The organism is Mariprofundus ferrooxydans PV-1 (genome assembly GCF_000153765.1).
Lineage (GTDB): Bacteria > Pseudomonadota > Zetaproteobacteria > Mariprofundales > Mariprofundaceae > Mariprofundus > Mariprofundus ferrooxydans.
Genome location: NZ_DS022294.1, coordinates 826,364 through 850,922, shown reverse-complemented (window position 1 = coordinate 850,922; position 24,559 = coordinate 826,364). Strand labels below are relative to the sequence as shown.

General features: G+C 55.0%; 26 protein-coding genes. 10 read left to right on the top strand and 16 right to left on the bottom strand.

Annotated elements, in window-relative coordinates:
- Positions 1–10: 10 nt before the first annotated feature.
- The 5 genes from ligA to SPV1_RS03965 all read right to left on the bottom strand — a co-directional run bounded on the left by ligA (position 11) and on the right by SPV1_RS03965 (position 4,818).
- A complete protein-coding gene (ligA, locus tag SPV1_RS03985; RefSeq protein WP_009849825.1) occupies positions 11–2,023 on the bottom strand; it encodes an NAD-dependent DNA ligase LigA in 2,013 nt (670 codons plus the stop codon).
- Positions 2,023–2,580, bottom strand: a complete 558-nt coding sequence (locus SPV1_RS03980; RefSeq protein ID WP_009849824.1) for a peroxiredoxin family protein — start codon at positions 2,578–2,580, stop codon at positions 2,023–2,025. Before SPV1_RS03980 ends, ligA begins: the two co-directional genes overlap by 1 nt.
- Positions 2,577–2,822, bottom strand: a complete 246-nt coding sequence (locus SPV1_RS03975; RefSeq protein ID WP_231288273.1) for a glutaredoxin family protein — start codon at positions 2,820–2,822, stop codon at positions 2,577–2,579. Before SPV1_RS03975 ends, SPV1_RS03980 begins: the two co-directional genes overlap by 4 nt.
- 43 nt (positions 2,823–2,865) lie before the next feature.
- Positions 2,866–4,224, bottom strand: coding sequence for a DegQ family serine endoprotease (locus tag SPV1_RS03970; protein WP_009849822.1), 1,359 nt, complete (start codon positions 4,222–4,224; stop codon positions 2,866–2,868).
- 117 nt (positions 4,225–4,341) lie between these two features.
- Positions 4,342–4,818, bottom strand: a complete 477-nt coding sequence (locus SPV1_RS03965) for a SoxR reducing system RseC family protein (RefSeq protein WP_009849821.1) — start codon at positions 4,816–4,818, stop codon at positions 4,342–4,344.
- A gap of 140 nt (positions 4,819–4,958) precedes the next feature.
- Here SPV1_RS03965 and nadB point away from each other — a divergent pair, with 140 nt between their 5' ends.
- On the top strand, positions 4,959–6,545 hold the full coding sequence (gene nadB, locus SPV1_RS03960; protein WP_009849820.1) for an L-aspartate oxidase: 1,587 nt from the start codon (positions 4,959–4,961) through the stop codon (positions 6,543–6,545).
- Entirely contained in the window at positions 6,545–6,814 is a 270-nt protein-coding gene (gene yccX / locus SPV1_RS03955; RefSeq protein ID WP_009849819.1) for an acylphosphatase, read from the top strand. The genes nadB and yccX overlap by 1 nt, the downstream gene beginning before the upstream one ends.
- Positions 6,815–7,048: 234 nt before the next feature.
- Here yccX and SPV1_RS03950 read toward each other — a convergent pair whose 3' ends face one another.
- The 3 genes from SPV1_RS03950 to SPV1_RS14275 all read right to left on the bottom strand — a co-directional run bounded on the left by SPV1_RS03950 (position 7,049) and on the right by SPV1_RS14275 (position 9,816).
- A complete protein-coding gene (locus SPV1_RS03950; RefSeq protein WP_081441963.1) occupies positions 7,049–7,906 on the bottom strand; it encodes an SIR2 family protein in 858 nt (285 codons plus the stop codon).
- Position 7,907: 1 nt separating this feature from the next.
- The gene (locus SPV1_RS03945) at positions 7,908–8,942 is read right to left on the bottom strand and encodes a ParA family protein (RefSeq protein WP_009849817.1); all 1,035 of its coding nucleotides are present in this window, start codon (positions 8,940–8,942) and stop codon (positions 7,908–7,910) included.
- 280 nt (positions 8,943–9,222) lie between these two features.
- Positions 9,223–9,816: an Nmad2 family putative nucleotide modification protein gene (locus SPV1_RS14275; RefSeq protein WP_160315785.1), complete on the bottom strand. Its 594-nt coding sequence runs from the start codon at positions 9,814–9,816 to the stop codon at positions 9,223–9,225.
- 245 nt (positions 9,817–10,061) lie between these two features.
- Between SPV1_RS14275 and rmuC the strand changes: the two genes are divergently transcribed.
- Both rmuC and SPV1_RS03935 read left to right on the top strand, forming a co-directional pair.
- The gene (gene rmuC / locus SPV1_RS03940) at positions 10,062–11,513 is read left to right on the top strand and encodes a DNA recombination protein RmuC (protein ID WP_009849816.1); all 1,452 of its coding nucleotides are present in this window, start codon (positions 10,062–10,064) and stop codon (positions 11,511–11,513) included.
- A gap of 57 nt (positions 11,514–11,570) precedes the next feature.
- Entirely contained in the window at positions 11,571–12,419 is an 849-nt protein-coding gene (locus tag SPV1_RS03935) for a CvfB family protein (protein ID WP_009849815.1), read from the top strand.
- A gap of 7 nt (positions 12,420–12,426) precedes the next feature.
- On the opposite strand, the gene SPV1_RS03930 is transcribed toward SPV1_RS03935, so the two are convergent.
- Together SPV1_RS03930 and SPV1_RS03925 are read right to left on the bottom strand one after the other, a co-directional pair.
- Positions 12,427–13,731, bottom strand: a complete 1,305-nt coding sequence (locus SPV1_RS03930) for a hypothetical protein (RefSeq protein WP_009849814.1) — start codon at positions 13,729–13,731, stop codon at positions 12,427–12,429.
- Between the two features lie 227 nt (positions 13,732–13,958).
- Entirely contained in the window at positions 13,959–15,341 is a 1,383-nt protein-coding gene (locus SPV1_RS03925) for an outer membrane protein assembly factor BamD (RefSeq protein ID WP_009849813.1), read from the bottom strand.
- 369 nt (positions 15,342–15,710) lie between these two features.
- Between SPV1_RS03925 and SPV1_RS03920 the strand changes: the two genes are divergently transcribed.
- The gene (locus SPV1_RS03920) at positions 15,711–16,604 is read left to right on the top strand and encodes a DMT family transporter (protein ID WP_040881453.1); all 894 of its coding nucleotides are present in this window, start codon (positions 15,711–15,713) and stop codon (positions 16,602–16,604) included.
- A gap of 81 nt (positions 16,605–16,685) precedes the next feature.
- Here SPV1_RS03920 and SPV1_RS03915 read toward each other — a convergent pair whose 3' ends face one another.
- From SPV1_RS03915 to SPV1_RS03895, 5 genes are all read right to left on the bottom strand, one after another.
- On the bottom strand, positions 16,686–17,117 hold the full coding sequence (locus SPV1_RS03915) for a hypothetical protein (RefSeq protein ID WP_040881452.1): 432 nt from the start codon (positions 17,115–17,117) through the stop codon (positions 16,686–16,688).
- A gap of 86 nt (positions 17,118–17,203) precedes the next feature.
- Positions 17,204–17,662: a c-type cytochrome gene (locus tag SPV1_RS03910; RefSeq protein WP_018294648.1), complete on the bottom strand. Its 459-nt coding sequence runs from the start codon at positions 17,660–17,662 to the stop codon at positions 17,204–17,206.
- Between the two features lie 150 nt (positions 17,663–17,812).
- Positions 17,813–18,043, bottom strand: coding sequence for a YgaP family membrane protein (locus SPV1_RS03905; protein ID WP_009849809.1), 231 nt, complete (start codon positions 18,041–18,043; stop codon positions 17,813–17,815).
- 1 nt (position 18,044) lies between these two features.
- Entirely contained in the window at positions 18,045–18,527 is a 483-nt protein-coding gene (locus SPV1_RS03900) for a hypothetical protein (protein WP_009849808.1), read from the bottom strand.
- An 11-nt stretch (positions 18,528–18,538) separates the two neighbouring features.
- Positions 18,539–18,994, bottom strand: coding sequence for a MarR family winged helix-turn-helix transcriptional regulator (locus SPV1_RS03895; RefSeq protein ID WP_152909323.1), 456 nt, complete (start codon positions 18,992–18,994; stop codon positions 18,539–18,541).
- Between the two features lie 113 nt (positions 18,995–19,107).
- Here SPV1_RS03895 and SPV1_RS03890 point away from each other — a divergent pair, with 113 nt between their 5' ends.
- The 5 genes from SPV1_RS03890 to SPV1_RS03870 all read left to right on the top strand — a co-directional run bounded on the left by SPV1_RS03890 (position 19,108) and on the right by SPV1_RS03870 (position 23,686).
- Complete coding sequence (locus SPV1_RS03890) at positions 19,108–19,956, top strand: 23S rRNA (adenine(2030)-N(6))-methyltransferase RlmJ (RefSeq protein ID WP_040881450.1); 849 nt, start codon at positions 19,108–19,110, stop codon at positions 19,954–19,956.
- 11 nt (positions 19,957–19,967) lie between these two features.
- On the top strand, positions 19,968–20,594 hold the full coding sequence (locus SPV1_RS03885) for a sirohydrochlorin chelatase (RefSeq protein WP_009849805.1): 627 nt from the start codon (positions 19,968–19,970) through the stop codon (positions 20,592–20,594).
- Entirely contained in the window at positions 20,591–21,343 is a 753-nt protein-coding gene (gene cobA, locus SPV1_RS03880; RefSeq protein ID WP_009849804.1) for a uroporphyrinogen-III C-methyltransferase, read from the top strand. The genes SPV1_RS03885 and cobA overlap by 4 nt, the downstream gene beginning before the upstream one ends.
- Positions 21,340–21,657, top strand: coding sequence for a (2Fe-2S) ferredoxin domain-containing protein (locus SPV1_RS03875; RefSeq protein WP_009849803.1), 318 nt, complete (start codon positions 21,340–21,342; stop codon positions 21,655–21,657). Before cobA ends, SPV1_RS03875 begins: the two co-directional genes overlap by 4 nt.
- Before the next feature lie 82 nt (positions 21,658–21,739).
- Positions 21,740–23,686, top strand: coding sequence for a lytic transglycosylase domain-containing protein (locus SPV1_RS03870; RefSeq protein WP_009849802.1), 1,947 nt, complete (start codon positions 21,740–21,742; stop codon positions 23,684–23,686).
- A gap of 45 nt (positions 23,687–23,731) precedes the next feature.
- Here the strand turns inward: SPV1_RS03870 and SPV1_RS03865 are convergent, their stop codons facing one another.
- The gene (locus SPV1_RS03865) at positions 23,732–24,559 is read right to left on the bottom strand and encodes a metal ABC transporter permease (protein ID WP_231288272.1); all 828 of its coding nucleotides are present in this window, start codon (positions 24,557–24,559) and stop codon (positions 23,732–23,734) included.

Sequence of the window (24,559 nt, the reverse complement as noted above, 5' to 3'; positions counted from 1 at the left end):
GTGCGGCTAATCAGTGCCAGTTAAGCCAGCTCAGTAGTTGTGCTTCATCCGCTACTTCGATACCCAGCTCGCGGGCTTTTGTCAGCTTGGAACCGGCCTTCTCCCCGGCAATGACGAGATCGGTCTGCTTCGATACCGAACCGCTCGGACGCACACCGAGTGCGCGCAACTGCTCCTGTGCCGTACGCCGTTTGATGGCGACAAAGCTGCCGGTCAGCACCACGGTTTTGCCGGCCAGCGGGTGATCATGCTGCTGCTGTTGGGGAGCCTCCGGCGTGACGCCTGCTGCCAGCAGGCGGTCGATGACATCACGGTTATGCTGCTCCCGGAAAAAGCTCAGGATACTGCCGGCGACCTCCGGTCCGACATCAGGTACAGCCAGCAGCGCTTCCTCATCGGCCTGCATCAACAGCTCCAGATCCGCGAAGTGGGTGGCCAGTGCTGCGGCCGTTGCCGAACCGACATGGCGTATACCCAGCGCATGCAGGAAGCGGGCCAGAGGCCGCTGTTTGCTCCGCTCTATGGAGAGCTGCAGGTTGGTGATCTTTTTCTCACCCATACCCTGCCACTCATGCAGTGAGGCATAATCAAATTCGTACAGGTCGGCGATATCGTTCAAACAGCCTTCATCGACCAGCCGGGCAATCAGTTTGTCGCCCATACCTTCGATATCCATGGCGCCGCGCGAAACAAAATGGCGCAGCCGCTCTGTCAGTTGTGCCGAGCAGGAGAGGCCGCCGCTGCAGCGAATGGCCACCTCGCCCTCCAGTCGGAACAGGGATGCACCACACACGGGACATTGAGCAGGGGCCTTGGGCATCATCGCCTGAGCATCCACATCCACTGCCCTGACCACTTCCGGGATCACATCGCCGGCCCGGCGTACGATCACGCGGGCGCCGGCATAGACCTGTTTGCGTTTCAATTCATCGATATTGTGCAAGGTGGCGCGCGAGACCACTACGCCGCCAACGGCTACCGGCTCCATATCGGCCACCGGGGTGATCACTCCGGTGCGTCCCACCTGCCAGATGATATCCTTTACCGTGGTTGTAACTTCCTCGGCGGGAAACTTGTGGGCAATGGCCCAGCGTGGAGAGCGGGCAACAGCCCCCATGCGATCCTGTAAGGCAAACTCATCCAGCTTATAAACGACACCATCAATTTCGTAGGGCATATCCGGTCGTTGTTGCTGCAGCTGCTGATAGGTCGCCAGCAGTCCTTCCAGATCGTCTGCACATGCGGTTTTCTGCACGGCAAAACCGAATCCGGCCAGGCGTTCGAGCAGTTGTGACTGACTCGAAGCAATCGCCCTGCCGCCCAGGCCTGCGCCATAGGCAAAGAATCCCAGACGGCGACTGGCGGTTACACGGGCATCAAGCTGGCGCAGGGAGCCGGCAGCAGCATTACGGGGATTGGCAAACGGTTGTGCCCCTTCGGCATCCTGACGGGCATTGAGTGCAGCAAAAGCCTCGCGGGACATATAGATCTCGCCGCGCACCTCCAGTACTGTCGGCAGCTCGATACCGTCGACCTGTTTCAATTGCCACGGGATATCGCCGATCGTACGTACATTGTCGGTTACATCCTCACCGGTCGTGCCGTCGCCACGCGTAGCTGCGATGGTCAATGAACCTTGCTCGTAACGCAGATTGACCGCCAATCCGTCGACTTTCGGCTCGACAATAAAAGAGAGTGTGGTGGCCGGCAGTGTCTCGCCGATACGGCGAACAAAAGCCTCCACCTCACCTGCGGAGAAGGCATTGGCCAGTGACAGCAGGGCTTCGCCATGCGTGCGCGTCGTGAACACCTGTGATGGCGGCGCACCGACGGTTCGGGTGGGAGAGTCTGCCGGTACCGGCTCGCCCAGTTCGGCTTCCAGCGACTCCAGCTCACGCAGCAGACGGTCGTATTCAGCATCGCTGATGACCGGCGCATCCAGAATATAATAGCGGTAGTTATGCTCGCGAAGCTGGCTGCGCAGGTGTTCGATGCGGGCAGTAAGCGTCGCCTTCTCCGTCATCAGCCGCCTGCAGGGGCGGTTGCGGGGACGCTGCCGGCGGCAACCGGCGGCTCAGCCAGCATGGACTGAATGGTGCTGATAACCGGAGCGCTCAACCAGTCTACCGCACCAATCAGATGTTGACGGACGACGCCATGGCGATCAATGAGAAACGATTCGGGATAGCGGAATACGCCGTAACTGTGCGAGATCGCACCATCGCCATCATGCAGTACCTGAAACGGCATCTGATACTCTTTAACGAAGTTACTCAGATCGCTCAGCCGCTGGTCTACCGATACGGCTACAATCTTCAGCCCGCTGCCGGCAAAACGTTGGTGTAACTCAGCCATGGAGGGAATCTCCCGGCGGCATGGAGGACACCAGGTTGCCCAGAAGTTCAGCAGTATGACTTCACCTTTGGGCAAACTCTGCGGCACTCCGTTGAGGTCGGGCAGTGTAAACTCGATACGCTTACTGCCGGCATCCACAGAGACAGGAGCCTCTGGCAGTGCATACCAGATGATCGCACCGAGCGCCGCCAGTACAGCCAGAACAATCAGCCAGCGGATTGTCATGCCGCCTCCCGGCCTCTGTCTGCGATCTCCAGCAGTGCGGATTCCAGCTGTTCGGCAGTGACCCTGTGTTTAAACAGTACTTCGCCCTCAGAGACCAATACCGGCACATCCATGCCATAACGCAGCAGCAATCCCTTATCCTGCTCTACATTGATCGATTCCCATGTACACCACCCCTGTTCAGCGGCCGCCGTGATTACCGCCCCTGCATCATCGCAAAGGCAGCAGTCACGGCGGCTCATCATCTGAATGTGCGGCAGCAGTGGTGTTGTCGTCGACACGTTGTTAGTTCTTGTTGCGCTGTTTCGGCAGCTGAATCAGAGCGAATACCTGGTCGCCGCCACGGTCAAGCATGACACGCAGTACGGAACCGGGCTTGAATGCACTGATGGTGGAGGTAAATGCTTTCATGCTTTTCACATCTTCTCCGTTAATCCGGTAAATCACGTCACCGCGCATAATTCCGGCACGAGCTGCCGGCATACCCGGCTGCACACGTTCAACGGCAACACCATGATGGACACGTGTATGCAGTTGACGGGCGATATCGCGGGTCAACTCCTGTACCACAATACCGAGACGCACCTTGTCCGTCTGGCCGGGAGTATGGCGGCTGGCCACCTTGTCATCCGGCATGGTATCCACGGTTACGGTGATGATTCTTTCCTTACCGTCACGAATAATGCCGATTTTCACCTTGTCGCCCGGTGTGTGTCTGGCAACGCGGATCGGCAGTTCGTGCGCTTTTTTGACCTGTATGCCGTCGATCGAGATGATCACATCACCGGCACGAATGCCCGCCTTTTCAGCCGCCGAGCCCGCCTCAACCTGAGGTACCAGTGCACCCTCACGATTTTTCAGGCCCAGTGCCTTGGCCGTTTCCTCGTCGACATCGGTGATATGAACACCAAGACGGGCGCGAGTGATATGGCCGGTTCTGCGCAACTCATCAATGGCTGATTTGGCCAGGTTCACCGGAATGGCAAAACCAATGCCGTTATTGCCGCCGCTGCGTGAATAGATTGCGGTATTGATACCGATCACTTCACCGCGAACATTGAACAGCGGACCACCTGAATTGCCGGGATTGATGGCGGCATCGGTTTGAATAAAATCATCATAGGGGCCGGAGCCGATCACGCGACCCTTGGCCGAAACGATGCCGGCGGTTACCGTCTGTTCCAGACCGAACGGGTTACCGATGGCAACCACCCAGTCGCCTACACGCAATGCTTCGGAGTCACCCAGTTTTACGGCCTTTAAGTGACTGGCCTTGATCTTCAGCAGTGCTACATCGAGCTTGCTATCTGTGCCGATCACCTTCGCTTTATGTTCGGAACCATCCCGCATTTTAACGAGCACTTCATCGGCAGAATCGACCACATGGTTGTTGGTTACGATATAGCCGTCGGAACTGATAATAAAACCGGTACCCAGCGCATGCTGCTCCCGCTCGGGCATGTTCCGGAGAAAGTCATGAAAAAAGTCATCAAACGGAGAACCCTTTGGAAATCCGAATCCCGGAGGCAGCCCCTGTACACTCTTGACGCGTTTGGTTGTGCTGATATTTACTACCGAATCGGCCTGTGCAGCAGCCAGGTCGGCGAAGCTGTCAGGCATGGCGTGTGCAGGCAGGGCCCACATTACTGTAATTAATACTAGCGGGAACAATCGTTTGATATGACTCAATCTGTACTCCTTGGCAGTAAAATCAGACCGCTTTTTAAGCGTGTCAGATGAATAAAAGATGAATAAAAGCTTTCAATTTGATGGAACGGACTCACCGGTGTTGGTGCATACATCGGCACTTTGGATCACCCTGATCATACGTGCATCCAGGGGGTTGCGACCGGCCGCTACGCGCGCCCGAATCAGGGCATAGCAGCCAAACACGGCAGCAATGCCGGCCAGTGCAGCTATTGCATCGGGTTGCCACCAGCCCATATGTACTGCCAGAGCGCGTATAAGCGCACCGACAAATACAAAGGCCAGCATGGGCAAGGCATACAACTGGAATGATACTTTTAATAACAGGGAGTCCGGCACATCGAGTAGTACCTGATCGCCCACCCGCGCGTGCAATGTATTCTGCACACGCAACTCGGCAACACGTTCCACCCAGGAGCCCATGGTCGAGCAGGAGCTCTGACCGGCGCATTTGCCGCAGGCAGACGCCCGCCGCCCCTGTACCAGCACCTGATCTCCTTCGATAGCCACGACACTTACCTGTTGTTCCAAATGGACTCCTATACGTCGTCTTCCGATTGTGAACCGGAGCCGGCGGAGCGTATCTTACACAGCCCCATGACCTGCACCAGTGTAGAAAAAACACCTTTTGCTTCTCCATTCCCATCTTGCAAGGCTAGGATAGCACCCCTATGGCCAATGAGAAACTGCGTCTGGAAGCAGATTACCTGATTATCGGCAGCGGAGCGTCGGGCTTGCTGGCGGCCAGCCGGCTTGCAGGGCACGGCTCGGTGTTGCTGGTCAACAAGGGGCGCTTCCAGGATTCCAGCACCTGGAACGCGCAGGGCGGTATCGCCAGTGTACTCTCTGCAACAGATTCCATCGAATCGCATGTGCAGGATACGCTGATCGCCGGAGCCGGCCTTTGCCATGAGGATACGGTGCGTGGCATTGTCATGCAGGGGCACAGAATCGTGCAGGAGCTGGCCTCTATCGGCACGAAGTTCGATACCTGTGATGGTGAATTGCACCTGACCCGAGAAGGCGGCCACAGTAACCGTCGCATCGCCCACTCCCGTGATGCCACCGGCCGCGCCATCAGCGAAGCCCTGCTGGAGAGTATTGCACCACATCCGAATATCCGGCGACTGGAAGAGCATACAGCCATCGACCTTATTACCACGCGCAAGCTGGGCCGTGGCAGGAAAAACCGTTGTCTGGGCGCCTACCTGCTGGACCCGGCCGGTCAGGTGATTACCGTCTCTGCCGGCTGCACCATTCTGGCCACGGGCGGGGCAGGCAAGGTCTATATGTTCACCTCCAATCCGCATGCTGTTACCGGCGATGGTATTGCCATGGCCTGGCGTGCCGGATGTCCGGTCATGAATCTGGAGTTCATCCAGTTTCACCCGACCTGTCTCTATCATCGGGAAGGTTCCAGCATGTTGCTTTCAGAAGCGCTGCGCGGTGAGGGAGCGCACCTGGTGGATGCTCACGGCAGACGCTTCGCCTTCGATTATGATGAGCGAGGCGAAATGGCTTCGCGTGATATTGTCGCACGCGCTATCGATCATGAGATGAAAAAACAGGGTGCGGATAGTATGTATCTCGATGCCAGACCGATCGGCAGCGATACGATTCTCAACCACTTTCCCAATATTCACGGTCGCCTGCTGGAGCTGGGGCTGGATATGACGACTGAGCCCATCCCGATTGTACCGGCGGCCCACTACCTGTGCGGCGGTATTCAGACCGATATGAGTGGCAAAACAGCCATTGACGGTCTCTATGCGATTGGTGAGACGGCCTGCACCGGCCTGCATGGCGCCAATCGTCTGGCCAGCAACTCGCTGCTCGAATGCCTGGTGATGGCCGACTACTGTGCCGCAGATATCCTGACTCATCCGCGTGCGATGCCAGAGAGTGCGCCGCTGTGGGATGACAGCGGCATTGAACCGGAGCATGAGCGCATCCAGATCAAGCAGAACTGGGATGAGATACGCGCCACTATGTCACACTATGTCGGTATCGTGCGCTCGGATGAGCGCTTGCGCCGGGCCAGACGACGTCTGCGCATCATCCACGAAGAGATAGAGGCCTATTATTGGAAACATCCGGTCAGCCAGGATCTGATTGAGCTACGTAATCTGGAGCAGATGGCCGAGCTGATTGTCATGAGCGCCCAGAGCAGGCATGAGTCGCGCGGCCTGCACTACTCTACCGATTATCCTGCAACGCTGCCTGTGGCGAGAGATACCATCCTCACCCCGGATTTCTGATGTCCTGCCTGTTACTACGCATTCGTGGCCGCGTTCAGGGTGTCGGCTTCCGATATTACACGCAGGCTCAGGCCAGGATGCTCGGCATCACCGGCTGGGTCAGGAATATGCCTGACGGCAGCGTGGAAACCTGCATCTGCGGCGACGCTGAGCAGCTGGCCTCAATGCAGGCCTGGCTTGCGCACGGCCCGGCCACGGCCCACGTCGATCATGTTGAGGTTTGTCCCGCACCGGCACAGACGCCCTCGCCCGACTTCACCATCACCTGATCTCTGTCGCGCCGGTTTCTAAGAGCAATCTGAATGGTCGCTTCCGACCAAACCTTAGATGACCGGCTGCTGTAAAATATGACCTGCTGTTGTGAAGTGATTCTGTGTTATGTCGCCGGAATGAGGCTCGGAAAATGCAACAATGATAGACCAGGCACCGCGTCTCCCGCGTCTAAACTTGCCGCATCAGCGCCATCGCGCCTCATGCTGCCTGGTGAATATGACTGTTATCGTTCAAATTGGATTAGTTACCCGGAATTGTTCTACACTCTCGGCTAAATCAATAATTGCCTCATTTGCATAATCATGGTCGCCCTCCGGGTATTTTAGATATTGGATGTTATATGATTTAGCTAAGGCACTCTCAATGTCATCTGAAATATTATCTTGTATAAATGCATAATGCGGATGAGCACTAGGCGCTGCAATTGAAGAGTTTTCTAAAACTAGTTGTATATCAGGATCTGACATGCTGTAACCAATAAAAAGCAAAGTATGCGTTATAAATAAAGCATCTAAAACAGAATAGAATGTACTATTATTTTGGCGCTCCATAAAATATTGGGAACGCGACAGGACAATCTGAGCTGGATCAGATACGCAACCATGTGCCTTTACGACAAGCCTTACTGGTGATCTCAAATCCGCCACAAGGTGTTTTTCATAGTATTTACAAATATTATACCCATCCCGTGCCATCCCAGTCCGGCAGTAACTATCGTAGATGTCGTCATAATTTGTTGTTACAATAATCTTTGGATCAATTTTTAATATGGATTCATGTATTGAAGAAGGTTGATACCTAGGAGCAACAAATAACTCTCTAATTATTCTTGTGAAATCAGCAGGTGATATTTTGTTTAAAATAATTTCAGCAGCATCAAGGTATTTTTCTTTAGAAATCAAATTGTCTATTTCTGTGACATCAGTGCCGGCAGGTATTTGTGTCTTTAACTTTTCTAAAAAAACACTCCACCCTGGTGGTTTTGTGCTTCCGGATTGAGGCAAGCAAGAAGTTGAAGCTCCAGCACCCAAAAATACAATGCATCTTCTAGCGGCAAGCTCTGCTATTAACGAAACAGGCCATTCCATTTTAAATAGCCCCCCCGAGATTTGATAATATACGATTTGAGATTGAAGATATTAGCTCATTGTAATTTTCTCTCTGCTTAAATTGTGCTCCAACTAAACCGTCAGCATTCTTTAAATTTAATATGGGGGAAGCTACAGATTGGGCAAGCGGTATCAGGCTATAAAGATGTGGTACATCACCGAGTTTTGCATTATTTATATCTATCCCATTAGCGAAAAACGAACCTAATGATTCATTTATTACATTTGGAACGGAAGTAATTATTTTCTCGTATGCAGATGTCGGACGCCTTATTCCTTGTTTGGCTTTAGTAATATATTGCTGCATTGTATATCCAATATAGCCGTTCGTTATCTTGGGAGTTTGATTGATGTTGTAATTGGCGAGTCTGCCAGGATTACGTTGTTCAGATAATGATATGCTATTTTCATAAAGTTCGGCCCACCTCGTAATCCAGTCTGCAATATTTTTAACGCCTAATATACTGAATATATCTGTGCCCATAGGAGTTATAAAATAATTACAACCGACTAGAACACTTCTATTTATTGAGCCAAGGCTGGGACCAAGGTCGAAAAATATTATGTCATATTTATCTTCTAGTTTCTTGCAAAAATCAGTATTCCAATTATTTTTCCTTATGCCGCCGATATCACCGCCTAACAATTCATGCCAAGCAGCTCCAAGGCGGTCCTCAACGATAGAAAAACCAGGATGCCCAGGGATAAGGTCCACATTGAATCTGTTTTTCGAGCTAATAATTGGCCGAATATCGAAAGATATTTGCGAATCACCATCCTCAATGGGTTGTAAGATATCTCTGATAGAAGTTACTGGAGGGGCAAATTGATTATTCCAATAAAATTCAGTAGCGAATTCTTCCCCCATGATTAGCTGAGTTGCATTGCACTGGGGGTCACAATCAACAACTAAAACTCTTTTTCTAAACTCATTTGAAAAATAAGCAGCAAGATTACAAGTCAATGTTGTCTTGCCTACTCCGCCTTTGTTGTTAAACATTGCGATTGAAATCATTTTATTTCCTTTATTTTGGTTCTAATTACGATATAACGGCGCTGGACTGGGTGGTTGAGTTCCTCATGCAGAAGACGTGATCTCTATCCGCTTGTTCGAGGGCGCAAAATGCTCCGAGAATTTATTAGTGAGTATAAGTATCTATTTGGGCGCATAAATAATCCCCCTTCTGGATTCGAGCATAGGCTGCATGGGTAAACCCGTCAAAGGCCAGAACCAACAGGGGGGGCAGGCCGTTCCTGGGCTGTCATTCTCGGATGATAAGATTGGACCAATATTATCAACATTTTGTTTTGCAAATTGGTGTAGATTGAAGCAGTGGTGGTTTGAGACATGAAGATGGGCAAGAAGTTTGAGAAGGCTGCATGTAGTTATTTATGGGGGAACATGGCTCTCCATGAACTCCGGTGTTTTTGTTTTTCTGGATCCATGAGATAAATTTCTCAATTTGTTGTAGTGTCATGTCGGAACGGTACCCTGGCCCTTTTTTCTCAAGCGAAGAGTTGCGAAACTGTGGTGGTATATCCACGGCATTACGACCGAAATAGTAGAAATGTTTTGAGACAAGAGCTGCGGTATTACCTTCGCCTAGATCACAGTGATCTGCGCGCCCAAAAAAGCGAGCGTCTTTAAGGAAATCCAGAAAAGATGGCGTTTCATCAACGCGCATGAGGTAAACGATTTTTCCATTTCCCGCACTTTCTGAATTTTCTCCCCCCGTTCCAAGTACCCAGTCTCCTACTTCTGCCATCTCGACGATATTTCTGCGCCTCCCAGATTTATTGAATTTGCAGTGTACCAGAGTACAAAAATCATCGGCTGGATTTGGCGACAATCCGTGGTCATGATCAACAACGTATGAGTAGAGTTTCAATTTTATGAGTATCTATTTGGTCGCATAAATAATCCTCGTCCGGATTCGAGCATAGTCTGTATGAGTAAAGCCGTCAAAGAACGGAGCCAACAGGGTCAGGCTCGATCGGTTGAGCCGGCAGTCGATTGCGGGCATCCCGGAGGGCATGTTAATAGCCTGCTCTGATCTGACCCACATCTGCTGAAGAGGCGTACAGCGGCAGCGGTTGATTGTCTCTTTGCTGCCGGCAGGTTACTTTTGCAGACATGTTTGAAATCACTCCCGTTCTCGTCGCCCTCTTTTCCCTGCTACTGCTCGTACTGATTGTATGGTGGCTCACCCATCGCAAGCAGCAGGAGCGCATCGCATCGCTTGAGGCGCACAGCGCCGAGCAGGAGACGGTCGCTGCAGAGAGGCAGGCGCTGATCGAGAGCCAGAGTCGGGAGATTACCGATTATCGGGTGGCCAGCGCCTCCATCAGCGAGCGGCTGGAAAACAGCGAGGCGCTCAGGGCCGCGCTGGAGTCCCGGCTGGCGGAGAAAGAGGCGGCGCTAGGCGAGCTTGCTGAACGCAACAGCCGGCAAGAGGCGCATATTGCCGAGCTGAATATTGCCATCACCAAGGATCGCGAGGCCGCCGCCGAGAAGCTGGCGCTGCTGGAAGAGGCGAAGACGAAGCTGGGTCACGAGTTCAAACTGCTGGCCAACCAGATTTTTGAGGAGCGGGGCAAAACCTTCTCCGAGCAGAACCGCAGCAGTATCGATGAGGTGCTGAAGCCGATGCGGGAGCAGATGGGCGAGTTCCGCAAACGGGTGGATGAAGTGCACCTCAACGATGCCAAAGATCGCGCCTCGCTGCGTGAGCATCTGAACCAGCTGGAGAAGCTCAATCGCCAGATGTCCGAGGATGCCATCGGCCTGACCCATGCGCTTAAAGGACAGAGCAAGGCGCAGGGTAACTGGGGCGAGATGATTCTTGAACGTATTCTGGAAACCTCCGGCCTGCGCGAGGGTAAGGAGTTCGCCCGCGAGCAGTCGTTTACCGGTGAGGATGGCAGGCGCTTGCGGCCGGACGTGGTCGTCTACATGCCGGGTGACAAGCAGGTGATCATCGATTCCAAGGTGTCGCTGACCGATTATGAGCGCGCCGTATCGGCTGAGGATGACGACAAGCGCAAACTGGCACTGACAGCCCATGTCAGAAGCCTGAAAAGTCATATTCAGGGGCTCTCGTCAAAAAACTATAACCATCTGCCAAATGTCCATACACCCGACTATGTGCTGATGTTTGTGCCGATTGAAGGGGCCTACCTGATGGCGATTGAGGCCGATCCGGGCGTGTTCGAGGCGGCTTTTGAGCAGCGGGTGGCCGTGGTTACGCCCTCCACACTCTATGCAACACTGAAACTGATCGAGCAGCTCTGGCGCTATGAGCGGCAGAGCGAGAATGTGGTCAAGCTGGTCGATAGGGCCGGAAAGCTGCACGACAAGATGGTCTCATTTATCGAGTCGTTTGAAGAGATCGGTGCCAGACTGGAGCAGGCGCGCTCGGCTTATGACACATCACTCAACCGTATCCGCACCGGTCCCGGCAATGTTATCAACCAGATCGCCACCCTGGGTAAGCTGGCAGGTAAGACCAGAAAGGAGCTGCCCAAGCACCTGACCGAGAGTGCGGCGCTCTCCGATCAGTCGGGTGATGAGAGCGGATCTGTTTGAATCGCCTGTATAAAGCTGCCTGTCTCACATGCAGTATTGGCAAGATGAGGTTTTCTGATGGTTGAAATAGGCAAGCTGAACAGGTTGAAGGTGGTCAAGGAGGTCGATTTCGGCCTCTATCTGGATGGGGGGGAGCAGGGAGAGATCCTGCTGCCGATCCGTTATGTGCCGAAAAAATGGCAGATTGACGAAGAGCTGCCGGTATTTATCTGCCGCGATTCGGAAGATCGCATCATCGCCACCACGGAAAAGCCCTATGCAACGGTGGGAGAGTTTGCCTGCCTGAAGGTGGTATCGATCACGCGTATGGGGGCATTCCTCGACTGGGGGCTGTCGAAAGATCTGCTGGTGCCGTTCTCCGAACAGATCCATGAGATGGAGGAGGAGAAGCGCTATGTGGTGCGTGTCTACCTCGATGAGAGCAGCAACCGCATCGTCGCCTCGGCCCGGCTGGATGATTTCCTCTATGAAGAGAGTGAAAATGATTTTGAAGCCGGTGAAGAGGTGGATCTGTTTGTCGCCAACAAATCCGATCTGGGTTACAAGGTGATTATCAACAACACCCACTGGGGGCTGCTGCACAACTACGAGATTGTACACCCGCTCAAACGCGGCGAGCGGCTGAAAGGTTTTGTCAAAAATATCCGCGAGGATGGCAAGATCGACATTGCCCTGCATCTGCGCGCACGCGACAAGACCGATGATGCCTGCGACATCATCCTCAAGGCGCTCAAGCGCGGCGGCGGATTTCTCGCCATCACCGACAAGAGCTCACCGGATGAGATCAGGCAAGCATTCAACCTCAGCAAGGCGATGTACAAAAAGGCTGTCGGCTCGCTCTACAAACGCAAGATCATCCTGATCACCAATGACGGCATTCGCCTGCAGGACAACGAGGGCGGCTGAAGCCGGTTCACTGGCTTTCGACAACAAACTGGTAGGGCAGCTCAATAAGCGATGCAAAGCTGTCGACGGAGCGCGATTGCCGGATGCCGATGCGGATATGATTGCCGGAGATCCGGCTTTCACCGCGGGCAAAATCCGCCAGTGAATAGAGTCCCGGTTGATAAAATGTCCGCTTCTCCAGAGTGACGAGGGGACGACCGGCAATAGAGACGGAGACGATTGTTTCTACCATATCACCGCTACGCATGCCGCTTAAATCCAGCCAGCCGAACAGATCAAAGGCAGCAGTTTTCACATCGATCACCTGTTCATCGGCTACCGACTGTGGCGTGAAGACACCCTCCTCATAGACAAATATCTTCTTCAGGCGACTGTCGATCACAGGTGGAATTTCGGGTGTCGGTGGCAGCGGCGGCAACGGTGGGGGTGGCGGAGGATCGCCGTTATCAGGTGGTGGCGGCGTCCAGCCGGTGATGATGGTAATCAGGGCGCGCAGCAGTGCTTCAATATCGTGCAGCTCCTGTTTGACATCGCGGGCAGGCAGCTTGTTCGGAGTTGTTGTCATCGGCTCAATGTTCCACGGCTCGCCGACCAGTGTACTGCCCAGCAGGCGACCCAGGATCAGCAGCTTCTGTTCCAGTGTTGCAGCCTCGCGATCGATCCGCTCGGTTACCGTCTGAATTTTGTCCTGCCCGTTCGAGAGCCCGGCAATGCCATCCTTGATTACACCAACCTGACCGATCACGTACTCCAGTTTGTTTTCGAGCTGTTCGCCGACCTCATCGCCGCCGGATAGCTCAAGCGCTGTGCGGCCGAAAATACCGATGTTTCGGATTATTGCCGCGATGATCGCAAGGGGCGGGAAAAGTGTGCTCAGGTCGTTGAACTTGTTTGCCATTTCCGGCGTCTCACCGATCAGTGTGCCGCCCAGTCCCTGATCAAACTTTGCCTCGTTGGCCTGCGGTACGCTCTGGCGGGCTGCGGCAAGCCCGCTGAAGTTATGGTCGGCGGCAACATTGGCGACAATATTGCGCACGGCTTCACGCTCGGCCTCATTCTCCGAGGCATGCAGTGCGGTGGCCTCGAACCTGTCCACATGCATGAGCATCGCAGGTACCGTGTCGGCCAGTGCATGCAGTACCGCCTCGCGCCGCCCGCCGAACTCGCTTTCGCCATCGCGTCTCAGATCCCGCTCAAGCTGCGCCAGCAGCATGCGCATGGCTGCGGAAAAGTCGCTGATAATCTGCTCTGATGGCCCGTCGTGCCGCAGGCGGGTGTAAAACTCTATGGGATCGGGAGGGGAAACAGCCATGGGATTATAATACCTCCTTGCTGATTGACGACATGTTGCGCTGTTTTGCCTCTGATTATAGTCAACGATCCAGACAACTTTAACATGCGTTGCCTGTCAGCTGTGGTGGTTTTGCAACAGTGCACCGGGCGCGTGTGAAGCGACGGCCCTCCGGCTGACGTGTGAACATGTATGTTGGAAGGCTATGTCCCGCTGGAAGGCCTTCTTCGTTGCAGGTGCTGGTGGACTCAATGGTTGCTGCGGGTCTCCCTGAAGTTTGCCTGCCAGTCGCCGAAATCATTCCTGAACACACGATAATCCACGACGGCATCAAAACCCACGACCTGCTCGTTACCCCTGGCGATCCCCAGTTTGCATGTGCCGCTCAGTCGCAAGCGGTATGGCCAGAACTCGTGTCGATGATTAAATCGTCCTTGCCGAAGCACGCTGATGCTGCGGATCTGCACATTCTCGGTATAGCCGCGATGTACATCATGCAACCAACTGATCGGTATGCCCAGTTGCACGCTCTGCTGCACGATATGCATGAGCTGATTATCATCCGGTGGTACAAAATAAGCGGCTCTTGCCGCCATGTCACGGGCATCGCGGTAGCCGGGTACAAACTGATCCGCCCGAGCGAATGAGCGGGCAGCCTCGGCGAAGCGATCTGCCCGCATCAGCTGTATCCCCTGCTCGTAATAGCGATCAGCATCCGCCCTGTCGGCAAGTCTGGTATAACGGGCGGCCAGCAGAGATGCGTCCTGATATCCGGGTACAAATGACAATGCCTTTGTAAATGCGGTTGCTGCAGCCCTGTACTGATGCTCTGCCGCCAGCTGCTTGCCGCTTTGGTAGTGTAAGAGCGCATCCGCCTGATCGGCGATAGCCTTATATTTTGCGGCCAGCGCATAGGCATCCCGGTAGCCGGGAATAAACCCGTCTGCCCTGGCAAAGGCGTTGGCTGCTGCCCGGTACTGCTGCTGTTGCACGGCCTGCACAGCCTGCCTGTAATACATTTTTGCATCAGCAAGATCGGCTAGGTGTCCGTTCTTTGCAGCCTGTGCTCCGGCATCCCTGTATGGATTGATGAATGACAGGGCTCCGGCGAACTCCGACTGTGCCTGCCGGAAGGCACCGCCTTTGGCATAGCGCTGGCCGTTGGCGTAATGCGCCTCTGCAGCGACTTTGTACGCATCATTGCGCTGCACGTCCACATCACGCGGCTCTATGGCCAGCATACTGTTAATCGCCGCCCTGTTCGCTTTTGACGTATTCACCCTGTTGCCGAATAGTGCCAGCGCCTGCTGCAGCTGCTTGAGTGTCCGGTTCATGACACTGATGCGGTCATAGCCGTGGGCCGCCTGATCCCACTTACGCGCCTGTTTATAGTGATCGATTTGGCTTAACTGCTGCGCATAAGCCTGCCTGGTGATGCCGGGAAACAGACCGATCATCTTATAGTTACCGATATTCGCCTGTAGCGACTGCGCTGCCTGATTAAAGGCCGCGTCATAATCGCCCTGCTGCACGCTCTGTTGAGCCAGTTTAAATTGCTGCTCGGAGGGTGTCGCACAGCCGGTCAACAGAAGGAAGAGTCCGATTACTATGTTATTGAATATTCGCACCATTCACCTCCCTGCACACGCCATACAATACCCGCCTGATCTTCTCCTGCAGTAACAAATACACGCCATCGGGTGTCGATGCGCCTGTGCACTCCTGCCACAGCGCTTCTCATGCCGGTTGACGCAGAGCTGCTGGCAGTGACACTCTGCCGTCATGAACACGTATTTTGCGCACAAAAAGGTAGTTCCATTCGGCTGGCTAGTGGCCCGCTGGAGTGATCCCCTGTGCGCCGGAGTATGTTGATTCGTTAAGTACTGAATCAGTTTAAACGGCCATGGGTTTTGATGAATCCATGGCCGTTTTTTTTGTGCCTGCAAACGGCTATTTTGCCGTGAAGGCTGTTTTAACGGACGAGACAACAGGAGATGAAAATGGGTGTACCATCGGCATATTTGGGCGTTATCCTTATCTGGAGTACCACCCCGCTGGCTATTCTGTGGAGCAGTCAGGAGGTCGGCTTTGTCTTTGGTGTCAGCAGCCGTATGCTGATCGGTGCCGTGCTGGCGCTGATCATTGCCGCCCTGATGGGGGCCGGAATGGTTTGGCATCGTCGTGCCATGCTTGCCTATATGGCTGCCGGCTTCGGCATTTTCGGTAGTATGATGGGTGTTTACTGGTCTGCGCAATACATCCCTACCGGCTGGATTTCTGTCATTTTCGGCATCTCACCGATTGTCACTGCCCTGATGGCTCGTCTCTGGCTGGATGCGGAGCCGCTGACCCGCCCGCGCCTGTTCGGCATGCTGACGGGGCTCTCCGGATTGCTGGTAATATTCGGCAGTAGCTTGAGTCTGCATGATCAGGCTGCCCTCGGTGTGCTTGGCATACTGGTGGCGGTGAGTATTCATTGCGCCAGTGCGGTATGGATCAAGCGGATCAGGCCGGAGGTGCCTGCCATTGTTCAAACCAGCGGCGGCTTGTTGTTTGCCGCGCCGCTGTTTCTGGCCGCCTGGCTGGTCAGCGGTGCAATGTTGCCGGACCAGCTCTCCACCCGCACGATCGGCGCTATCGCTTATCTGGCTCTGTTGGGGTCGGTGCTCGGCTTTGCACTCTACTATTATGTATTGAGCAAGGTCGATGCAACGCGGGTGGCGCTGCTGACACTGATTACACCGCTCTGCGCGCTGGCTCTTGGGCATGTGCTCAATCATGAACCACTGAGCTTGCAAATTATCGCAGGGTCACTGCTGATCCTCACCGGCCTTGCCACCTTCGAATTAAGCGGCAAGACAGAGCGGATCAGGGCACGTTTCCTGCGCTATTAGCAAACGGTGCTTCTCCCGTCTCGCGAGAGTTTGAATAGTCCCTAAACCAGAAGGCCCTGCAATGCAGGGCCTTCCATCCGCCTATCTGCCTCGCTGACCGCCGCCGGCGCCTTGCCCCATACCGCTGCCACGACCGGCACCTTGTCCCATGCCGCTACCACGACCGGCACCTTGCCCCATACCGCTGCCGCGACCGGCACCTTGCCCCATACCGCTGCCACGACCGGCACCTTGTCCCATGCCCTTTTTGCGCTCGCCAACCTCAGCCGGAATCTGTTTTCCCTGTTCTTTGGCCCGCTCCCGCATGCGCTCATGTTGCTCTGCCCGATACTGCTCGCGCTCTGTTTCATTCATGTTGCGCATCTTCTGACGTTGCTCGCTGCGCTCCTGCCCGCTCATCAGCTCACGCCCGTATACCTTCGGTTTATCATCGCTGGCGTATGCGGCTGTTGAGCCGCCCATCACACCGAGTGTCATTGCCAGCATCATGCCCATATACATTTCTCGCTTCATCTTCAGCACCTCTACAGGGAATAGTTTTCGCACTATATGATAGACGATTAGCAGCATCCGTGTCACAGGACACATTGTCGCAGCCGCTATTTGCACATTCTATTATACATCATCTGATCTTTTTTTGCGTGCCGCATGTCGCCGCGTGCTCTGGCCGCCTTGATGCTCGCCTGCCAGTGGGCGCACGGCGGGGCAAAGGTGGTATCATGGATATAGGCGGCAATCTTGCGCACATCGGCTTCATCGGCACCAATATCGGGCATCACACCGAGCAGCTCGACCGCATTGATCATCACGGCCCGATCCTCGGAGGGGTGCAACGTAAATACCGTCAGTTGATTGATAAAGTCATTCCGGTCGGAAGTTGCCATTTTATAGCGCTTCTGCACCGCAAACATCGGAGGCCCCATTGGCGGATCGAGCTCGGCATTGTGACAGCCCATGCAGTTATCCTGCAGCAACTGCTTTCCTTCATTGAGATTGTCAGCGGCCCGGGCAGTAGTTGTTAATAACATGATGATTGCCAGAAGCAGGGCTTTCTTCATAGATACCTCCTGGTTACCGGCACAGATCAGCAACCGGCAAGCCTGAGCAAGTATCCGACTGCGCGCGCCCTGATGCAACCGGTGGCTGTACCACGGGTCGCTGTTCGCAGGCGTGTCGGTATCTCAGGCTTGCAGATATGCTGATTCAGATCATCCGCAACTGCCGCATGCGCCGCCCGGCTTCACACCCAGCCTGACAAGGACCTTCTCCATCAGGCACCACCGGGTAAAGCCGGACTGGAACAGGTTCGCCCCGACAAACAGCGTGAACCAGAGCCAGGTCGGCCCGGTCAGCACGGTGGCATTATATTGGGAGCTGAGAAATACCGACAGCATGATAAAAAATCCTGCAATGATACGAATAACGCGTTCTGTCGTCATATTACTCTCCTTGCTTGAATGGTGCCGTCGGCAGCTGAAAGCTGGCATGGCAGGCAATACAGTTGTTCATCGTTTCCGCCAACTTCTGTTGGATCGCCTTGGCAGGCTTGCCCTCTTTGGCCATGTTGGCGATATCGTCAAAGGCGTAGTGGGTACCGAAGCCCAGCTGCTTGAACTCCAGCGGCAGCTTGGCGCGCAGGCGGAAATCCACCGTGGCAATTGCGGCGCTGCCGATTGGACGCGCAGCGGCTTCCACTGCAGTCAGATCGTCATTGGCCAGTGCCGCGACTATTGTCTGCGTGGTTTCCAGCAGCAGCCTCATCTCTCCCAGTACAGCCTCCCGCTCAGCCGGCTCCAGAATTACTGCCGTGCGGCCATCGGCTGCTTTTTCCGTATTGCCGATGACGATGATTTTCACTGCACCTGCCGCGAGAACGGCCAGCAGTACTATAATTGCAATCCAGTGTGGTGTTGTTTTTTTCATCTCTTTCTCCTTTATTTCAGTTTAATCAGTTTGTCTGATATCTGTTTTAGTGTTCTGATGGTGATGGCTTTCTCTTCATCGGGTATATCGCTGAGCACCTCCTGCTGGAAAGCACGCACGAGCGGAATCATCACCACCAGCGCCTGTTGCCCGGCTTTGGTTAAGCCGACGCGAAAGTAGCGCCGGTCATCAGGGCAGGGCTTGCGCTCCACCAGCCCCTTCTTCACCAGCCCGTCAATGCGGCGGGTGATGGTGGTCTTGTCGCGCATCATCATTGAGGCGATCTCCACCTGTGTTACGGGTCCCTGCTTTTGCAGGCGGAAGAGGATGCCGAAATCCTGAGCCGATAGCGGGAGGTCGTGGCTGGCAAAGCGTTTGGCGATCTCTTCGGTCATCAGGAATGCAGTACGGTTGACGTGCATGCCGATGGCCTCCTCCAGTTGAAAATCCGAATTCAATTCGCTCATCTGTTTCTCCTTTCGCCGCACTCTAGCGATATAGTTGTATAACGCAACCATTGTATGATGCATCTATATTGAATGGGCTATGCATTCGGCGCGAATCCCTGCAGGGTGGCGGCATGCTCAGTTACCAACACTCCTATCACGCTGGCAATCACGCCGATGTATTGAAACATATTATCCTCGGCGACGTGGCAGCGGGTATGTTCAACAAAGATGCGCCGATATTTATGCTTGATGCCTTCGCCAGCCGGGGTATCTATGACCTGAATTCGCCGGAAGCGCTGAAAAATCGGGAATCCGATAGCGGCGTAGGCAAGCTATGGCCGCTACGGGATGAGCCCACCAACCCGCCCGGTGTCCGGCGCTGGTTTAAATTGATTGCATCGCTGAATATGGATGATTCCTATACCCGTTTTCCCGGCTCTACCGCCATGCTGCATGCGATGGCGCGGGAGGGCGACCGTATTGCAGCGTGCGACTTGCATCCGCAGGAGTTCGATACGTTGCGCGTCTCTTTTCAGGCCAGTCGCAGGTTCAGCCTGCTCAAGCGAGACGCCTTCGAGGCAATCAAGGGGATGTTGCCGCCGAAGGAGAAGCGTGGTCTGGTCTTTCTCGACCCCTCTTACGAGGTGAAGGAGGAGTATCGCGCTATTGCCAAAGCTGTTGCAGGCGCGCACCGGAAGTTTGCCGGCGGTGTTTATGTGATCTGGTATCCGCTGCTGCCGGCTGAACGCCACAATGAGCTATTCAGGGAGCTCAAGCACTCCGGCATACGCAAGATTCTGCGCATTGAACTTGATTGCGGCGATCTCTTTCCGGATATGCAGATGCACGGCTCAGGCATGTTGATCGTTAACCCGCCATGGCATGCGGAGCAGGCGATGCAGCAGTCGCTGAACTGGGTATGCGACAAGCTTACCGATGGCAAGGGGCGCAAACAGTTCAGCTGGCTCGTGCCGGAATAGGGTGTGGCGAGATGAAGGTACTGCTGGCACATGGTTCCCCTGCAGCGGCGCATGCAGCACAGGTGCGCACGTTGGCATCGGATGTATCCGCGATACTGGGAGAGGAGGTCTGCAGCGCATTCCTCTCGGATGAGTCTCTGCCTGAGGGGGCGCAGGTGCTGCCGCTGTTTCTGGGTGCCGGTAAGCATATGATGGAAGATGTGCCGGCAATGGCTGCTGCCTCAAACTGTACGCTGCTGGCGCCGTTGAGCGATCATGCTGCAGATTTTTCAGCCATGGCCTATGACCACCTGACCCGTGAGAGCAAGCGGGTGAATATACTCTTTGCCCTTTACCGCTTTGCCGGCTTTGAAGCGGTGGCTGCTGCGCTGCATGCGCAGAACAAGCGCTGTTCGCTTGTCGCTACGGGCTCCATGCACTCCGAGCCTTCGATCACCAGTGTCCTGAATCTGTGGCAACGTGATGAAATCGGAGCGGTAACCGTACAACCGATGTTGCTGTTTGATGGACACACGCTTGCTAGATTGCGGCAGATGATTGATGCGTCGTTTGCAACAGATGTAACACTGGCACCTGTGTTGAGCAGTTACGATGGTTTTACAGCACTCATCGCCAACTGCCTGAAGGAGTCTGTATGAAACTGGATGCGCCTCTTATAGCCGGTGAAGTGGCTCTCGTGGGTGCAGGTCCCGGCGCTGCTGCCCTGTTGACACTGGCGGCTGCCAGGCTGATCGCCGACTGTGATGTCATTGTCCATGATGCGCTGGTGTCGGATGAAGTGATGGCGATGGCTGCGCCCGATGCTGAAATCATTGCGGCGGGCAAGCGCGGCGGTCGTCCTTCGGCCAGCCAGAGTGATATCTGCGATCTGCTGATTGCACGGGCGCAAGCGGGCAAACGTGTGGTTCGGCTCAAGGGTGGCGACCCGTTTGTATTCGGTCGCGGTGGTGAAGAGGTGCGGGCACTGGCCGCACACGGTATCCGCTTTCGTATTATTCCAGGTATCACGGCCGGTGTTGCAGCTCCGGCCATGGCCGGTATTCCGGTCACAGATCGTTCGGTCAATGCCACGCTGGCCTTTCTCACCGGCCATGAGGCCAGCGATGAGAGTCGCATGGACTGGCGGGCGCTGGTCAGTGCTTTTCCGGTGCTGGTATTCTATATGGCAGCGCGAAATCTGGAACGCATTGGATCCTGCCTGCTTGATGCAGGACTGGATGCAGAAACGGCAGTTGCTATCATTCACGCAGCCACAACCAGGGACGAGCATACGACAATCGGCACCCTGCAGCAGGCAGCCGCCGGGCAACTACAGGCACTATCGCCGGCGATTGTCATTATCGGCGATGTAGTGGCATCCCGCACCACCTGGAGAGACGAGTCATGAACAAGCCTGTACTGGCACCCTATAAGCGGCATGCGATTATGTGCTGCGGCAAAAGTTGTGGAGAAAATCTGCCACTGCTTAACTATTTGAAAAAACGTGTCGCAGAGGCGGGACTGATCATGGGTGATCCCGACGCCGTGCGCGTGAACAGGGCCGGTTGTCTGGGCGTATGTTGCGAGGGGCCGATCATGGTCGTGCACCCGGAGGGTGTCTGGTATTGCCATCTGGATGAAGCCGGTATTGATCGTATTGTGAATGAGCACTTCAGAGGCGGTAAGGTGGTTGAGTCGCTGGCCTTTCATCAGGCGGAATAACCGGCAACAGGAAAACAGCGCTGGCATAAGCATTGAAAGCCATCTAAGCTGTCCCCAGGGACGTGCAAGGGGTTTCATTCGAATGCGGTTTTTGTCGTGGGTCATTGCGTTATGCTTTATTGGTGCGCCTGCAGTGCAGGCGTCCACCATAGAGCAGCAGCGCGACTGGTTTGAGCAGGCGCATAAGGCACTAGCGGCACATCAGTCGCATAAATTTTCAAAGCTGAAGGCAAAACTCGATACCTACCCGCTGACGCCCTATCTGGACATCTGGCAGGCCCGCAAAATGTTGAAGGCGGGTACAGACGACAGGGTGGCAGCTGTGCTCAAAACGTTTGCCGATATTCCTGAATCGAAGGACCTTCGGATTGCGTGGGTGAAATATCTGGCCGAACGCGATCAGTGGTCACAGGTCGCCGAACAGCTCAGGGCGTATCCCGGCCTGAAGCGAAAATATCCCGAAATTGCCATGATGAGCGACTGGTACACAGGCGAAAAAGAGGCCGCCCTGCAGCAGTTTTCGCAGCGCTGGCGCAACAATGACCGACTGACTGACACCTCCAGATCCCTGCACAAAGCCTGGCTCAAACATGGTCACCCAAACCGTGAAGAGCGCTGGTCGCGTATCATTCATCTGGCAGACAGGGGCGCCTGGCGGGAAATTCCATCCCTGAGTTCAGGTAAACGGGAGAAACAGTGGCTCAGTTACTGGCACAAGCTGCAAACCGACCCCAAGGCCGCTTTTTCCAGTTGGCCCTCATCGTTATCGCACCCTGACAGTCACCAGGTTCAGCTGGCAAAGGCGATGATCAGGGATGGGCTGACAAGGTTGGCGCGCAAAGACCCGCTGCAGGCTGATCTCTCATTACAGCAGCTCAGGAAACAGCTCCGACTGGATGCTGAGGATTCATTCTACGATGTGATGGCGCAAAAGATTGCACTCAGGGCTGCAAAACAGCACATGCCGATTGCGGCTCAGTGGTTGGGTGATTTGCCTGCAGCCCGGCAGAATGAGGAGACACGGGCATGGCAGGCACGGCTGTATATGTTACAACAGGACTGGCCGAAAGTGCTGGAGGTGATCCGTGCCATGCCTCGTGCCGAGCAGCAGCAGGCCCGCTGGCAGTACTGGCGGGCATACGCACTGCAGAGTACCGGCAAGAGCGAGGAGGAGGCAACAGCTGTTTTTGCCGGTCTGGCTCAGGATCGGGGTTATTACAGTTTTCTCAGTGCAGAGCGCATAAACCTGCCCTATAACTTCAGCAATGAGGAGATGGATGCCTTGCCTGCCCTGACGCAAGACCTGGATAAGCTGCCGGGGATTCAGCGCGCGCGGGAGTGGCTGGCTCTGGGGCAGTACGGTAAAGCGAATCGTGAATGGTATGCTGCGCTCTCCGGCGTAAGCAGGAAAACGTGGCAAGCGGCGGCACAACTGGCTTCTCAATGGAACTGGTCCGATCAGGCGATACGTGCTGCATACCGGGCCGGTAAAATGAATGCACTGGACGAACGTTTCCCGCTCCAGTTTGAATCCGATGTGATGCTGGCTGCAAAGGAGACCGGGCTTGATCCGGCATCAATCTGGGGCGTTATCCGGCAGGAGTCACTGTTCAACAGGCAGGCACTCTCACCTGCGGGGGCCCGCGGGCTGATGCAGCTGATGCCGAAGACAGCCAAAATGGTGGCCGGTCAGATCAACCTGCACGGAGGACACAGGCAGCTGTTTTCTCCTGCCGTCAATATTCGTCTCGGCTCACGTTATCTGGCGGATATGAAGTCCCGTTTTGACAATAAACTGGCACTGGCTGCTGCCGCGTATAATGCCGGTCCTGGCAGGGTCAGTCAGTGGCTGGAGCGAACCCCGTTCGATAGCAGTGAGGTCTGGGTGGAGACGATTCCCTACAATGAAACGCGACGCTACGTACAGCATGTCATCGCCTATGCCACGGTATATAAGTGGCGCAGGCAACAATCGGTTCAGATGCACGAGCTCGCACTCGACGTCACTCTGAACGAAGGCAAGCCGTAAGCCTGCTCTTCTTTGACTGTTTCCTCCGCTGGCCTTTTTGTTTGCTCAGTCCCGTGTTGTTCCCAGCCGGCTCACGGCTTCCCTTGCTCCCCAGCTGAGGGTGAACAGTACGCACAACGCCAGTACCACCGACGCGCCGGACGGCCATTCGTGGGCATAGGACCAGAGCAGGCCGATGATTGTGCCGGTCATGGAAAAGACGACAGATAACAGCCACAGGCTGCCCAGTGAACGACCCCAGAGCCAGGCGCAGGCGGCCGGCAATACCATCAGCCCCGCAGTCAGCACAATGCCTGCGAGCTTCACGCACAGAATGACGGTCAGTCCGACCAGTCCGTACAGCAGCAGTCGCAGACCGGCCACGGGCAGGCCGGATGTTTCGGCCGTCATCGGGTCAAATGCAATGCTCCACCACGCCCGTGATGCCAGTGCAAGTACGGCCAGAATCAAGCCTGCCAACAGGTATAGCCAGATTCGGTCCTGTTCGGAAATGGTTAGGATATTGCCGAACAGCAGGCCGAACAGATCCACCTGGGCATTACTGGCCGATGAGATGAGTATGATGCCCAGCGCCATACTGCCTGCAAAGAGCATGCCGGTTCCGGCATCTTCCGAGATCCCCTTGCGCCGGGGCATCAGCGCCAGCAGCAGGGCGATCAGGACGGCAAACAGGGTTGCCGTGGGCAGTAGTGGCAGCGCCAGGGTGACAGCGATACCGAGGCCGGCCAGCGAGGCATGGGAGACGCCGACGGTCAGATAGGAGAGGCGATGGGCCATGACCATGACCGACATCGATGCTGTAACCACGGCAATCAGCAGCGACGGCAGCAGCGCGTCCCGCATCACCGGACTGGCAATGAATTCACTGAGCAT